The sequence below is a fragment of the Thalassospira sp. GB04J01 genome (genome assembly GCF_000751115.1).
GTDB classification, from domain to species: Bacteria; Pseudomonadota; Alphaproteobacteria; order Rhodospirillales; family Thalassospiraceae; genus Thalassospira; species Thalassospira lucentensis.
Window position 1 is genome coordinate 144211 of record NZ_CCDX020000008.1, and the last position, 14722, is coordinate 158932.

10 protein-coding genes are annotated in these 14722 nt (G+C 52.8%); 2 read left to right on the forward strand and 8 right to left on the reverse strand.

Annotated features, from left to right (window positions below; all coding sequences use genetic code 11):
- Positions 1-10 precede the first annotated feature (10 nt).
- A complete protein-coding gene (locus AMM48_RS05860) occupies positions 11-1219 on the reverse strand; it encodes an MFS transporter (RefSeq protein WP_102783303.1) in 1209 nt (402 codons plus the stop codon).
- A gap of 136 nt (positions 1220-1355) precedes the next feature.
- Between AMM48_RS05860 and AMM48_RS05865 the strand changes: the two genes are divergently transcribed.
- Positions 1356-2621 carry a permease gene (locus AMM48_RS05865; RefSeq protein ID WP_102783304.1) on the forward strand — a complete coding sequence of 422 codons (1266 nt, stop codon included), beginning with the start codon at positions 1356-1358 and terminating at the stop codon, positions 2619-2621.
- A gap of 93 nt (positions 2622-2714) precedes the next feature.
- Here AMM48_RS05865 and AMM48_RS05870 read toward each other — a convergent pair whose 3' ends face one another.
- From AMM48_RS05870 to AMM48_RS05900, 7 genes are all read right to left on the reverse strand, one after another.
- Positions 2715-3944, reverse strand: coding sequence for an AMP-binding protein (locus AMM48_RS05870; protein WP_102783305.1), 1230 nt, complete (start codon positions 3942-3944; stop codon positions 2715-2717).
- A 46-nt stretch (positions 3945-3990) separates the two neighbouring features.
- A complete protein-coding gene (locus AMM48_RS05875; protein ID WP_033368604.1) occupies positions 3991-4773 on the reverse strand; it encodes an ABC transporter ATP-binding protein in 783 nt (260 codons plus the stop codon).
- 154 nt (positions 4774-4927) lie between these two features.
- On the reverse strand, positions 4928-6172 hold the full coding sequence (locus tag AMM48_RS05880) for an ABC transporter substrate-binding protein (RefSeq protein ID WP_102783306.1): 1245 nt from the start codon (positions 6170-6172) through the stop codon (positions 4928-4930).
- 110 nt (positions 6173-6282) lie between these two features.
- A complete protein-coding gene (locus AMM48_RS05885; protein ID WP_102783307.1) occupies positions 6283-7356 on the reverse strand; it encodes a branched-chain amino acid ABC transporter permease in 1074 nt (357 codons plus the stop codon).
- An 18-nt stretch (positions 7357-7374) separates the two neighbouring features.
- Positions 7375-8268, reverse strand: a complete 894-nt coding sequence (locus AMM48_RS05890) for a branched-chain amino acid ABC transporter permease (protein ID WP_022731041.1) — start codon at positions 8266-8268, stop codon at positions 7375-7377.
- A 60-nt stretch (positions 8269-8328) separates the two neighbouring features.
- The gene (locus AMM48_RS05895) at positions 8329-10278 is read right to left on the reverse strand and encodes a long-chain fatty acid--CoA ligase (RefSeq protein ID WP_102783308.1); all 1950 of its coding nucleotides are present in this window, start codon (positions 10276-10278) and stop codon (positions 8329-8331) included.
- Between the two features lie 2 nt (positions 10279-10280).
- Positions 10281-11090 carry an ABC transporter ATP-binding protein gene (locus AMM48_RS05900; protein ID WP_102783309.1) on the reverse strand — a complete coding sequence of 270 codons (810 nt, stop codon included), beginning with the start codon at positions 11088-11090 and terminating at the stop codon, positions 10281-10283.
- An 831-nt stretch (positions 11091-11921) separates the two neighbouring features.
- Between AMM48_RS05900 and acnA the strand changes: the two genes are divergently transcribed.
- Entirely contained in the window at positions 11922-14609 is a 2688-nt protein-coding gene (gene acnA / locus AMM48_RS05905; protein WP_102783310.1) for an aconitate hydratase AcnA, read from the forward strand.
- The last annotated feature ends 113 nt before the right edge of the window (positions 14610-14722 follow it).

Consider the following 14722-nt stretch of genomic DNA (forward strand, 5'->3'; position numbering starts at 1 on the left):
GTTGAAATACTTACCGTTTACCACCTGCAAGACGAATTGCCTCGGGCATCAGGCGCAAACGCACCATTGCAATCGTGCCCAAAACCGGCCCGATCGACAGCATGGCAAACGCCCCCCACCATCCAAAATGATCCGCAACAACCGGCACAAGATGGATCGACACAAGGGCAATGAGAAAACCAATCGCATTTTGTAAGGTCAGAGCCGTGCCAACCTGATGGGGATCAGCCAGTTCGATCACACAGGATGAGAACTGGGCAGAATCCGCAACCACTGAAATACCCCAGATGATGCAAACGGCAAGCAGGATCGCAAAAGGCGCACCACCGAAAGTCCCGACAACAAGCGCACATGCCCCACTGACCACCATTGCAGCAATGGTAACAGTGGTGCGTCCGATGCGGTCGGCGAAATACCCTCCGGCAAGGGATCCGAACGCACCAACCCCGACAATGGCAAATGTCGACAAAGCCGACCACACCCCGGGATTTTCAATCAAACGATCCGAAAAACTTCCATACAGAAACAAACCGATCCAGCCCCACATGGCATAAAGTTCCCACATGTGGCCAAAATAGCCGTAACAGGCATGCCGCAGCGGTTTGTTGGCCCAAATTTGGCCGACCATACGCGGATCAAAGCGCAGTGATTTTCCCGGTGTCCCACCCAGTTGAACAAACAGAACCGCAATCCCCGCGACATAGGCCGACATACTGGCCGCAACAATCACCAGCCGCCAATCAAGCGGGACGGCCACGGAAAACAGATGCGGCAATGCCGACCCCATGGTCAGCGCCCCAACCAGAAGACCGACCAGAAACCCGGTATCCCCGCGCGCCCATGTCGCGACCATTTTCATGCCAATCGGGTAAATTCCGGCCATGCAGACACCGGTAACCAGACGCAGGACAATGACCAAAACCCCGTCAACCGGAACCGTCAGGATCAGGATATTGGCCGTTGCGGCAATGATTGCCGATGCAGCCCAGAACCGACGCGGTTCAATCCGGTCGGCCAGACCAAAAACCGCACTGGTAACCGTGCCCAAAACAAAGCCGAGCACAACCGAACTGGTAAAAAGGGACGACTGGACAGCACCAAGATCAAACTCTGCGCGCAACTGTGGTAGAACCGCCGTTGCCGAAAACCAAAGAGCAAGCGCCATCAACTGGCACACCGTAATCATTGAAACGGCAAAGCTTTTTCCCGTGCGTGCCATGCCTTCTCCGACCGATTTGTACGCGTTCGGGCCATAATACACAGAAGGCCAAGAATGACTATCTTGGAACTGTTTGGGGTTTCAACCGTTCAGAAATACTAGGAAATGCAACCTTGCAATAGAACCGGAGCGCCCTATGCCCCTCCTGGATCAATATGCAAACGGTGTCATCACCGCCATTGGCTTCTTCTGGAACGCATTATGGGCCTTTGTCCTTGGTTACGCCATTAGTGCCGCCATTCAGGTTTTCGTCCCCAAGAAACGTCTGACCAACCAGATGGGAGATGCCAATCTTCGAAGTGTGTCTCTTGCGGGCCTGTTTGGTGCGGTTTCAAGTTCGTGCTCATTCGCAGCCCTTTCGGCAGCACGGTCGCTTTTTCAGAAAGGTGCTCATTTCATTGCCACCGTCGCATTCATGTTTGCATCAACCAATCTGGTGATTGAGCTTGGCGTTCTGATTTTCCTATTTTTGGGGTGGGAATACCTTGCCGCCGAACTTGTCGGTGGCATTCTGATGATTGCCATCTCCGCCCTTTTGATCCGCTTGACGTATCCTGAGAAATTAATCAATGCGGCCAAAAAGCATGCCGACGATGCAAGCAATCAAGACGAAGAAGATTTTGACTGGAAAAAACGCATTAAGTCACTCAAGGGCTGGCAACAGGTTGGCACCCGGTTTGCCATGGAATGGCAGATGGTTTGGCGCGAAATCCTGATCGGTTTCACGATTGCGGGCTTTATTGCCGTATTCGTCCCAAATCAGGTTTGGCAAACATTGTTTATGGCCGACGCTGCTTCGGGTGATCAGGCAAATATGCCGTTTCTGGTCGTTCTGGAAAATGCTCTGATTGCACCATTTGTCGCCGCAGCTACCTTTATCGGATCCATGGGCAACATCCCGCTTGCAACTGTACTGAGTGCCGGGGGTGTCAGTTTTGCCGGTATTATGGGCTTTATATACTCTGACCTGATGGTACCACCGCTGGTGAAGGTGAACGCACGCTACTATGGCTGGAAAGCAGCGCTTTATATCGCTGCGATCATGTATGCCAGTATTGTCGTAACCGCCCTGACCCTGCATTATGCCTATGCTGTAATTGGCATCATTCCTGAAGGCAGTCGCGACATCGCAGAGGTTAGCGCCTTTGGCATCAACTACACCTTTTTCCTCAACATTGCGGCATTCGCCTTGGGTGGTTTGTTGCTGTGGTTAAGGTATCGCGACCAACACGCGGCGTCTGAGACATCAGACCATAATGATCATGAGCACGACCATCATTCGGGTCATCAGCATCACGACCACGGAACTTCATCCCTATGGTCCTTCAAAAACATCCTCATTTTGGCCGTCCTGATTGCGCTGACTGCCGGTTTGATCGTCAAGGCCGCCTTGACCCTCTGAATCAAAAAAAGATGCCGCTGGTCGAAACCGGGCGGCATCAAGGTTCCCGAGCGGGAATAAAATAATATTTTAATGAGTTAGTTAACTTACTTATTAAAGCGCCCGTTTATCATCAATCACCTTACCGTCATTGGGAAGGCTGCCGGTAGCAGCGCCTTCAACAATCCCGCGAAGCTTGCACACGCTGGCAAGAGTTTCACCAATGGCATCGATGTGCCCGGTATCCACGCCTTCACACAACAGGGTCATGACGTCATTATCGCTTTCACGCGTCACAACAAGGCGCGCCTTGGTAATTGCGTCATGGCGTTTGATGATTTCGGCAATTTGCTGTGGGTGCACAAACATGCCTTTGACCTTGGTCGTTTGATCGGCACGGCCCATCCATCCCTTGATCCGGTCATTGGTGCGGCCACATGGGCTTTGTCCCGATGCAATCGCCGACAGATCACCGGTCGCAAAGCGGATCAACGGATAATCCATGTTCAGCGACGTCACGACAACTTCACCAACTTCACCCTCGGCCACCGGATCGCCAGTGCCCGGACGAACGATTTCAAGAATGATGTCTTCGGCAACGATCATGCCGTTCTTGGCGTCACTTTCGTACGCAATCAAACCAAGGTCTGCACTGGCGTAACATTGCAACATCGCGATTCCGCGATCGGCAAACCAGTCGCGTAACGTTTCGGGCAAGGCTTCGCCCGACACCAGTGCGCGCTTGATCGACGAAATGTCCGCCCCGAGCTCCTCAGCCTTTTCGATCAGTATTTTCAAAAACGACGGTGTGCCGCAATAGCCCGTCGGTTTCAAATCGCTGATGGCCTTGACCTGAGCTTCGCTTTGTCCAACCCCGGCCGGGATCACAACACAACCACATGCGCGTGCACCACTGTCAAAGATGAAGCCACCCGGCGTCAAATGATAGGACAGGCAATTATGGACGATGTCGCCGGGGCGGAACCCGGCAGCAAAAAACGCACGTCCCATCCGCCACCAATCATCACCTTTTCCCTGCGGATCATAAATCGGCCCCGGGCTTTGGAAAATACGCGCAAGCGCTGGAACCGGCGTCGCATTCAATCCGGCAAAAGGCGGTTCTTTCGCATGAGCATCGATCAAATCGGATTTGCGCGTGACCGGTAATGACGCCAGAGCCTCGCGGCTGGTGATGGCTTTTGGATCAACATCAACAAGAACCCGGCCAAACCCCACAGACTGCGATTTTGCATGGTGAATGATTCGCGGCAATGCTGCCATCAACCCGACTTCGCGATCAGCAGGTTTGCGCGTTTCTCTTCCGTCGTAAAAGGTCTTTAGCATTTTGCCCGTCTTTCATCCAATTTCGTCAACCATCATGATATGGTTGTTATAGCCAACGTTTGCGCCGTTTATATGACTTGATGTTCTTAAAGCTTTTGCGGTCTTCCGACCCACCGCCAAGATAGAACTCCTTAACGTCTTCATTATTGAGAAGTTCGTCACGCGTGCCATCAAGCACCACCTTGCCACTTTCCATGATGTAGCCGTAATCGGCGACTTTCAGCGCAAAGTTGGCGTTCTGCTCGACAATCAACATGGTAATGCCTTGATCGCGATTGATCTTTTCAATGATCCCGAACACTTCCTTGACCAGAAGCGGCGACAACCCCATCGATGGTTCGTCAAGCAGGATCATTTTCGGGCGCGCCATCAAGGAGCGACCAATTGCGAGCATTTGTTGTTCCCCACCCGAAAGATATCCGGCAAGACCGGTGCGTTCTCTCAAGCGCGGGAAGTAGTCAAAAACCATCTCGATGTCATCTTTGACCCCCTTATCCTTGCGGGTATAAGCGCCAAGTCGCAGGTTTTCGATACAGGTCATATCTTCGATAATGCGACGGCCTTCCATTACCTGAAACAGGCCGGACCGCACGATATCTTCGGGATTGCCATTCGCGATCTGTTTTCCCATGAAATTGATATCGCCACGGGTCACTTCGCCGTCTTCGGTTTTAAGCAAGCCCGAGATCGCCTTAAGCGTCGTCGATTTCCCCGCCCCGTTCGGACCAAGAAGGGTAACAATTTTGCCTTGCGGAACCTCGAGAGATACCCCACGCAGGACAAGGATCACCTCGTCATAAACAACTTCGATATTGTTGACCGACAGCATCGGTTCGGCATTTTCGATTTTACGGGCGGGCTCTGCCATGGTGTCCCCTTCGATCACATCCGTGTTTCGTTCCCATGTATCGGGGACGGAGCATAAAGCCCGTCCCCGATCACCACGGGAGACATTCGTCTTCAGACCAACTCAGACGTAGGCCTTAGTAACCAAGCCAATCGTCACGGCGCGGCAAGGTCACAGTGGTCAGCTTCTCAACAGACGCTTCGCCACCTTTTGCCGAACCTTTATAGATATTAACGGTGTTGATGCCACGATGGTCTTCGGCGGTCCAGGTTGCTTCCATGCAAACGCCTTCAAGACCTTTTGGCACCCACATCTCGCGGGCATACATGCCTGCCTTGATGTTTTCACCGGTGATGCCGCCATTTGCCTTTGCCCATTCCATGGCTTCTTTCATGTAATAAGCAGAGCAAATGCCACGGATGTAATGGTGGGTGCGGAATTCCTCGCCCGAGCTATCGGACATTTTTGAAATTTCGCGCACCAAATCCATCCCCGGAACACCTTCATCGCTCCAGAAGCTGGTCATCGCCGGGAAGATGTAGTTATCAACATCCCCAATGGTTTTGAGCGTTTCGTAATCGCCTGCCCAGATATTGGCGAGCCATTTCGGGGTCGCACCAACCGTGTCACAGGATTTCACCAGCGACACAACCGATGGGCCGAGGTTACCGAGATAGCCATAGTTGGTGCCAGCTTCCTTAAGCGTCAGGCACTGTGCCTTGAAATCACCCGGCTTCATCGAAACGACGACTGGTGCGGTGACTTCAAAACCAAGTTCGGTTGCATATTCAGCGCAAGCTTCTTTTGGTGCATTCGGATACGGATGGTTGTCCCCGATGTGCGAGAAGATCGGCTTGCCGCTGTTGCCAGATGATTTCCAGTCTTCGGCGGCCCACTGAGCCATTGCACGGCAGGCATCGGAATAGGATGCACCGTAGAAGAAGTTATAAGGGGCCGGCTTGGCTGTTTTCGGGTTTTTTGCGGTCGGGTCGGTCAGGTGCCCGGAATAGGATGCGGAATAGACCGGCACCTTGTCCTTGGCAACAAAACTGATCAGGGCCTCGGTATCGCCTGTGCCCCAGCCCTGCATCGCGACCATATCATTGCGCGAACGCCATTTTTTGTAGTTCGCAATTGCCTGCGGAACTTTATACGCATAATCAACGGATTCTGAATCCAGAACCGTGCCATCAATCCCGCCATGGGTATTGATATAGGACAGCGCGTCACGCACACCATCAGCATAGAACTTGCCGATGAAGCCGGTTGCACCGGTGATATCCATCAGATGACCGACAAATACCATGTCGTCATCTGCCTTGGCTGCCGTCATCGACAAGCTGGTCGCAACCATCGCGGTTGCAGCAATCAATCGTTTCATCACGACGTCTCCCTTGGACGTTTTACTAAACAAAGTAGCCTCCCGGTCTTCACCGATTTTGATCCCGTTTCTTTTTTGGTTTTTAGCGAAACGGGCTTCGGCGGTATTTATCAGTACGAGAAGGGATAAAGCTTCCAGTACGCCCTGATCTGTTGCCAGCGATGGGCAAGCCCATCCGGCTCAAAGATCAGGAAAAGGATAATGGCCAGACCGATCGCCATCTCCTTGATATAGGCCAGCCCGTCGGTCACATCCGTCGAACTTGCCCAGTCGAAAACACTGAGTGCGCTAACACCGCTTTCCATCACCTCGGGCAACAGCACCATAAAGACAGTGCCCATAAGCGTCCCCTTGACCGAGCCAAGACCACCAATAATGATCATGCCAAGGAACTGGATCGACAGCAGGATGGTGAAACCCTCAGCCGAGACAAAGCCAAGATAATGGCCATACATTGCCCCACCGACCCCGGCATAAAACGATGAAATCGCAAAACTCATCAGACGGTATTTCGTCAGATTGATGCCCATGATCTCAGCCGACAGATAGTGATCACGCACCGCAACAAACGCACGACCATCACGGGTGCGCATCAGGTTGGTGCCCAGCAAATACATCACCACCAGGAAGAACAGACAGACATAGAAGAAGCTAAAATCATCATAGATTTCATAGCCAAACACATTCACCGGATTGGCCGCGGCCCCATAGGACCCACCGGTAAACCATTCCGCACGGGCAAAGAAATCTTCGAGGATGAATTGGGCGGCAAGGGTGGCAATTGCCAGATACAGCCCCTTAATCCGCGCGGCAGGAAGACCAAATAAGAGCCCCACTGCCGCAGTCATCAAACCAGCCAAGGGGATCGACAGCAACACCGGAATGCCGGTGGTGTTGTTGATCCAGGCCGATGCAAACGCACCAAATCCAAAGAAGGCCGCATGCCCCAGTGAAATCTGACCGGTAAAGCCAACCAGAATATTCAGCCCCAATGCGGCAATCGCAAAATAGGAAATCTGAATGAACAGGTTGACGTAATAGCCATCCAGAACAAACGGGATCAATGCCACGGCAATGATGCCAAGAATGGCGGCATTGCGCACAACCGTCGTATCGAAAATGCGGGTATCCTGACGATATGTCGTTCGGAAATCACCGCAGGGACGCATCGAAAATCCAGCCATCGTTTCTTTCCTCGTCCCTTAGATACGTTCGATATCTTTGGTGCCAAACAGGCCATACGGCTTGATGCACAAAATTATGATCAGCACATAGAACGGTGCGATCGAGAACAGGTTGCCCCAATGCAGGTACTGGCCATCGACAAACTCGGCCGTATTTTCAAGCAAGCCAATAATTACCCCGCCAACAATCGCGCCGACAATCGAATCAAGCCCGCCCAGAATAACCGCCGGGAACACCTTGATCCCAATGACCGACAATGCCGACGACACACCATTGACCATCCCGATCACGATCCCCGCGACCCCCGATACAAGGGCCGAAATCGCCCATGACATGGCAAATACGGTTTTGACGGAAATCCCCAGACTTTGGGCGACCTGCTGATCAAAGGCTGTGGCGCGCATCGCAAGGCCAAGCTTGGAATATTTAAAGAACCAATAGAACCCGGCCATGATGAACAATGAGATCACAAAGCTCATGATATAGGCCGTCTCGATCTGCATCCCGAGCACGTTCAAAGAACGGGTTTCAAACACTTGCGGATAGGTGGCGGTGGTCGCCCCGAAAATCCACTTGGTCGCCGCCTGGAAAAAGATTGAAAGCCCGATGGTCACCATGATCACGGAAATGATCGGTTCGCCAATCATCGGGCGCAGGACGACCATTTGCAAAACGATGCCAAACACCATCATGAACAGCAGCGTAAACAGGAACCCCATCCAGAACGGCATGTGCATTTCAACAAGGAATGCGTAACAGACCCACGCCCCGATCAAAAGGAACTCGCCCTGAGCAAAATTGACGATCTGGGTCGATTTATAAATCAGCACAAAACACATGGCGACGACGCCATACAATGTTCCGACGATCAACCCATTCAGCAGCAGCTGGAACAGAAGTTCGAAATTCATGTTGCCATCCCTGTAATGGCGGCCCCGGCAAAGCGGTGGGACCACAGTTTATTTGCGGCCTTATTCGGCTGCTTTCGGGGCCGTCTGTGCGGCCTTGGCTTCTTCGAGATCAACGACCCTGACACTTGTCTGGATGCGGGTTTTCGACCCATCCTGGAAAGTGATCATGGTGTCGATATCAACCTTGTCATTTCCGGCATAAACCGCATCAATGATATCGGCATATTTCTCGGCAACCACACTGCGGCGCACCTTGCGGGTCCGGGTCAGTTCGCCGTCATCGGCATCAAGTTCCTTGTAAAGCAGCAGGAACCGTTTGATGCGCTGTGCTTCGGGCAAGGTTTCGTTCACCTGACGCACTTCATCGACAATCATGTCGTAGACTTGGGGCTGGGCCGAAAGGTTGGTGTAGTTGGTGAAGGCAATACCGCGCTGCTCGGCCCATTTGGCCATGATCGAATAGCGGATACAGATCATCGTCGACAGGAACGGCAGGTCCTTGCCCAGGATCACCGCCTCGGCAATAAATGGCGAGAATTTCAGTTTGTTTTCAATAAACTGCGGCGAATAGCGCACCCCAGTCGAGGTTTCCGCCAGATCCTTCATCCGGTCGATCACCACAAGGTGCTTGTTGGCTTCCTTGAAGTATCCGGCATCCCCGGTATGCATCCAGCCATCATGGACATCCTCGTCATAGGCCGCCTGATTTTTATAGTAGCTGGTGAACATGCCCGATGTCCGGGCAACGATTTCACCAACCCCGTTTTCATCCGAGTTGATGACCTTGATCTCGGAATTATCAAAGGCAACACCAACCGTATCAAAATCAATGTCACCGGGCTGATGAATGGTATAGGCGCCGCACAGCTCGGTCTGACCATAAAGCTGGCGTAGCGGAACGCCCATCGCGTGGAAGAACTTGAAGGTTTCCGGCCCAATCGCCGCTCCACCGGTGGCTGCTGACCGCAAATTGGTAAAGCCCAACCGGTCTTTCAGCGCACTCATCAGGATGATGTCAGCCAGTTTGGAATGCCCACCGTTGTCCAAGGCGGTGCGCGCCAGCGCCATGCCAACATCGTACATTTTCTGTTTGAACGGGGTTGAGTCCATCATGCGCGCCCGCACGTCAGCGGCAATGGTTTCCCAAACACGCGGCGCAAGCAGCACAAAGTTCGGACCAATCTCACGCAGGTCCTCCATCATGGTTTCCTGCTCTTCGACGAAATTGACGATCTGACGGCTGATCAGTGACTGACCAACAACATAGACCTGCTCCATAATCCATGGCAGTGGCAAAACCGAAACATAATCATCCCCCGGATACTTCGGATCAGCCCGCAGATACGCCGCACAATGATCAAGGAAATCGCCGGAGTTCAACATCGCCATTTTCGGCTTGGACGTCGTCCCAGATGTGGTGCAAAGGATCGCGCATTCATCGCCGCGCGTATCGACAACCATCTTATCATATAGACCGGGGTCTTGCGCTTCGAGCGCGCGCCCCATTTCATAGAGCTTTTCAACATCCAAAAGACGCGGATCGTCATATTTGCGCATGCCACGCGGGTCGCAATAGACAATATGATCAACTGTTGGGATGTCATCGCCAAGCTCTATCAGCTTGTCACATTGCTCTTCGTCTTCGGCAATCAGGATGCGCGCGCCGGAATAGGTAATCAGATAAGCAACTTCTTCATGCAGGCTGTCCTGATAAAGGCCGACCGACATGCCGCGTAACGCGTGGGCCGAAATTTCTGCCCATACCCATTCAGGCCGGTTTTCACCGATAATACCAACAACGTCGCCCTGTCCAACGCCAAGGGCGCGCATGCCAAGCGTCATCCATTTGACGCGGTCGTTGTAGTCTTTCCAGGTGAATTCCTGCCAGATGCCGAATTCTTTTTCGCGCATGGCAACGTCGTTGCCCCAATTGCGCGCGTTATAGGCCAGCACCTTGGGGAACGTGTCCATCGCCTGGACATCTGCATAATCGGGAATATTGCTGCTCATGCTCAGGCCACCTGCTCGTCTTCGTCTGTGTCATCGTCTTCTTCGCCGAGATAGGCTTTCTTGACGTGCTTGTTGGCCATCACTTCGTCGGGTTCGCCTTCGGCAATCTTGCGACCGAAATCAAGAACCATCACACGGTTGGAGATATCCATCACCACCCCCATGTCGTGTTCGATCATCACCACCGTCATCCCCCATTCTTCGTTGAGGTCGATGATGAAGCGTGCCATGTCCTCTTTTTCTTCGAGGTTCATGCCCGCCATCGGCTCATCCAAAAGAATCAAATCAGGGCGAAGCGCCACTGCACGTGCAAGCTCAACACGTTTGCGCAACCCATATGACAGGGTGCCAGCTGTGGCTTTGCGAATATGGGAGATCTCAAGAAAATCAATCACGTCTTCACAGAAGCGTCGATGTTCGAGCTCTTCTTTCTGAGCGCCCCCCAACCAGTACAGCGGACCGTTCATGACGTTGTTCTTCAGAAGGTGGTGCCGCCCGACCATGATATTATCAAGCACATTCATGTGCCCAAAAAGAGCAAGGTTCTGGAAGGTTCGACCAATGCCGAGCTCGGCACGATCATTTGGCTTAAGCCCGGTGACATCCTGCCCGTTAAAGGATACGGACCCTGTGGTCGGTGCATATCGCCCCGACACACAGTTAAGCATCGACGTCTTACCTGCACCATTTGGGCCGATAATTGAAAAAAGCTCGCCTGGCTGCACGGAAAAGCTGACATCACTCAGCGCACGCACACCGCCAAACACAAGCGACACGTCGCTAATCTGCAAAATGGGACCTTGTGACGTCATAACGTCGCTTATCCTCCCTGACTTGGGCCGCAAATTCCGCAGAACCGTATTTCCGGTTCATGTCGGTAAATATTGCTAACCGCTTTTCAGTTTCCCTGATGATGTGTCGGATTTTTATGTGACCCTTACCTTACGGAAACCGGGCCTGACACATTTAATAAGCATTTAAGTACCAATTTCAGCATATTGCGTCAATGCAATGATCCACAAGGGATTGAACCTTTTCTACAAATTCGCACCGCACAATTTAATTGCGTGTCGCATAGATGATCTTTCTACCCTTGATTACGTAACGTTATCTCAACGCTACTCGCTCCCGATGGGCCGAAAAATCACTGCAGTGCAAAAAATCTTCCCCATCGTGCAGCGCACAATTTTAGGGCGCATGTCGGGATAAAAGCTGCCGCAAGTCGATTACGTGAAAGATAATCCCCTTCCCGATTCGCATCGTTAAGCTGTGCGTCCGCCTCGTCGGTCTGGTCAAAAACCCGGCTTGAGATCGCGTCGCGATGACAAGGCCCGAGGGTAAAGTGAGCAGATAGACTCGAAGCATCCTTATCCCACCATTGAAAGGCGAATGACCACCTCACATATCGACTATAGGTTTTTGAATGCTTGTTGTGCTTTGCCAATATGCTGCGATCAGGGCGTTTTCCCGAATACCCCTTTTCCGGGTCTGGACTTTCATGGGGATTTGTGGTGTAACGCCGTTGCACATACATATGTAGCCGTGACCCGCGTCACGAGATACAGATAGCCCACCGCTCGGCGCACCGACGGTCGGGGTGTCTTGTCACGACAAGCCCTTTTAACCACCTTGAGGAGGGTCTGATGTCCATTTGTGGCAAAGACAACCTGAATACGCGCCGCACGCTTAAAGTCGGGGATAAGTCCTTCGACTATTACAGCCTGAAAGCTGCTTCCGAAAAATTCGGCGACGTTTCCAAACTTCCGTTCACGCTGAAGGTCGTTCTTGAGAACCTTCTGCGCTACGAAGACGATTTCACTGTTAAAACCGACGATGTCAAAGCTGTTGTCGACTGGCTGAAAGCCCGCAAAAGCAGCCACGAAATCAACTACCGTCCGGCCCGCGTCCTGATGCAGGACTTCACGGGTGTTCCGGCTGTTGTTGACCTTGCTGCGATGCGCGATGCCGTTGTCAACATGGGCGGTGACGCCCAGAAGGTGAACCCGCTTTCACCGGTTGACCTTGTCATTGACCACTCGGTCATGATCGATTTCTTTGGTACCGACGACGCACTCGACAAAAACATGGAAGTCGAGTTCGAACGTAACGGCGAACGTTATGGCTTCCTGCGTTGGGGCCAGAATGCATTCAACAACTTCCGCATCGTCCCACCCGGAGCAGGCATCTGCCACCAGGTGAACGTTGAGCATCTTGCCAAGGTCGTCTGGACCGGCGAAGACGCAGACGGAAAAACCGTTGCTTATCCTGATACACTGGTTGGCACAGACTCACACACCACCATGGTCAACGGCCTTGCCGTTCTGGGTTGGGGTGTTGGTGGTCTTGAAGCCGAAGCCGCGATGCTCGGTCAGCCGATCTCGATGCTGATCCCGGAAGTTGTCGGCTTTAAGCTGACCGGTTCCATGAAAGAAGGCATCACCGCAACTGACCTTGTTCTGCGTGTCGTTCAGATGCTGCGTGAAAAAGGCGTTGTTGGCAAATTCGTCGAATTCTATGGCGATGCGCTGGCAAACATGAGCCTGCCGGACCGTGCGACCATTGGTAACATGGCTCCGGAATATGGTGCGACCTGTGGTTTCTTCCCGATCGATGACGAAACGCTGAACTACATGCGTTCGACCGGCCGTGACGAAGACCAGATTGCACTGGTCGAAGCATATGCCAAAGAACAGGGCATGTGGGGCGACCCGGCGCATGAAGCTGAATACACCGCAACGCTTGAACTTGACATTTCAACTGTCGAGCCGGCCCTTTCAGGTCCGAAGCGTCCGCAGGACCGTGTTCTGCTAAAAGATGCCGTGACGAGCTTCAAAGACACCTTTGCCGACATGGCGCCGGGTGTTGATGCCGACCGCTCCGTTCCGGTTTCGAATGAAAACTTCGACATGAAAGACGGTAACGTCGTTATCGCTGCGATCACGTCCTGCACCAACACCTCGAACCCGAGTGTTTTGATTGCAGCAGGTCTTCTGGCGAAAAAAGCTGTCGAACTTGGCCTGACGAGCAAACCTTGGGTGAAAACCTCGCTCGCACCGGGGTCGCTGGTTGTTGCCGACTACCTCGAAAAAGCAGGCCTTCAGGATTATCTTGATCAGCTAGGCTTTAACGTTGCTGGTTTTGGTTGCACCACCTGTATTGGTAACTCCGGTCCGCTGTCCGCACCGATTGCCGGTGCGATTGAAGACAAGGACATGCTGGTAACGGCAGTTCTGTCTGGTAACCGTAACTTCGAAGGCCGCATCAGCCCGCACGTTAAGGCAAACTACCTTGCCTCACCGCCGCTGGTTGTTGCCTATGCCCTTGCCGGTAACCTGAAGATCGATCTGAACAACGATCCGCTGGGCACCGACAAAAATGGCAAAGACGTCTTTATGAAAGACATCTGGCCAACCAACAAAGAGATCGCAGACACCATTGCAACCTCGATCTCGGCTTCGATGTACAAAGATCGTTATGACAACATCTTTGCCGGTCCGAAGCCTTGGCAGGCAATTGAAGTTACCGAAGGCGAAACCTTCCTCTGGGACAACAATTCCACCTACGTCCAGAACCCGCCTTACTTCGTCAACATGGCGAAAGAACCGGGTGACTTTGCCGAAGTACACGGCGCACGTCCGCTCCTAATCCTCGGTGACTCTGTCACCACCGACCACATTTCTCCGGCCGGCTCGATCAAGGAAGAAAGCCCTGCAGGTGAATACCTCAAGGACAATGGCGTTGCCGTTCGCGACTTCAACTCTTACGGCGCACGTCGTGGCAACCACGAAGTCATGATGCGCGGTACCTTTGCCAACATTCGTATCCGTAACGAGATGGCACCGGGCACCGAAGGTGGTGTTTCGGTTCACTATCCATCCGGGGATCAAGGCTGGGTCTATGACGTTGCAATGCGTTATCAGGCCGAAGGCACCCCGCTGGTCGTCGTTGCCGGTAAAGAATACGGTACCGGTTCGTCACGTGACTGGGCCGCAAAAGGCACCAACCTTCTTGGCGTCAAAGCTGTGATCGCGGAAAGCTTCGAGCGTATCCACCGCACCAACCTGGTCTGCATGGGCGTTCTGCCGCTGCAGTTCAAAAACGGTGAAGGTCGTGAGACCTATAAACTGGATGGTTCGGAAACCTTCGACGTACTGGGCATTGCCGATGGCATTACCCCGCTTCAGGACGTCACGGTTCGCATCACGCGCAAAGATGGCAGCACCGAAGAGTGCATCGCCACCTGCCGTATCGATACAGAGAACGAAGTTCTCTACTACCAGAACGGCGGCATTCTGCAGTTCGTTCTGCGTAACATGATGAAAGCTGCCTGATTTCAATTTGAAATCAATAGCCTGATCGTCTTGCACCCCGCCGGTTTTCCGGCGGGGTGTTTTCGTTGAAATATCTTTTATCTTTTCAAAACACTTCCACAGTGCGGCGTTGA

What these genes read in the sequence shown, in the direction of transcription:
- AMM48_RS05870 (WP_102783305.1), bottom strand. Translation starts at nt 3,944, where the DNA reads ATGCTAAAGACCTTTTACGACGGAAGAGAAACGCGCAAACCTGCTGAT.
- AMM48_RS05885 (WP_102783307.1), bottom strand. Translation starts at nt 7,356, where the DNA reads ATGGCTGGATTTTCGATGCGTCCCTGCGGTGATTTCCGAACGACATAT.
- AMM48_RS05880 (WP_102783306.1), bottom strand. Translation starts at nt 6,172, where the DNA reads ATGAAACGATTGATTGCTGCAACCGCGATGGTTGCGACCAGCTTGTCG.
- AMM48_RS05890 (WP_022731041.1), bottom strand. Translation starts at nt 8,268, where the DNA reads ATGAATTTCGAACTTCTGTTCCAGCTGCTGCTGAATGGGTTGATCGTC.
- AMM48_RS05865 (WP_102783304.1), top strand. Translation starts at nt 1,356, where the DNA reads ATGCCCCTCCTGGATCAATATGCAAACGGTGTCATCACCGCCATTGGC.
- acnA (WP_102783310.1), top strand. Translation starts at nt 11,922, where the DNA reads ATGTCCATTTGTGGCAAAGACAACCTGAATACGCGCCGCACGCTTAAA.
- AMM48_RS05875 (WP_033368604.1), bottom strand. Translation starts at nt 4,773, where the DNA reads ATGCTGTCGGTCAACAATATCGAAGTTGTTTATGACGAGGTGATCCTT.
- AMM48_RS05900 (WP_102783309.1), bottom strand. Translation starts at nt 11,090, where the DNA reads ATGACGTCACAAGGTCCCATTTTGCAGATTAGCGACGTGTCGCTTGTG.
- AMM48_RS05895 (WP_102783308.1), bottom strand. Translation starts at nt 10,278, where the DNA reads ATGAGCAGCAATATTCCCGATTATGCAGATGTCCAGGCGATGGACACG.
- AMM48_RS05860 (WP_102783303.1), bottom strand. Translation starts at nt 1,219, where the DNA reads ATGGCACGCACGGGAAAAAGCTTTGCCGTTTCAATGATTACGGTGTGC.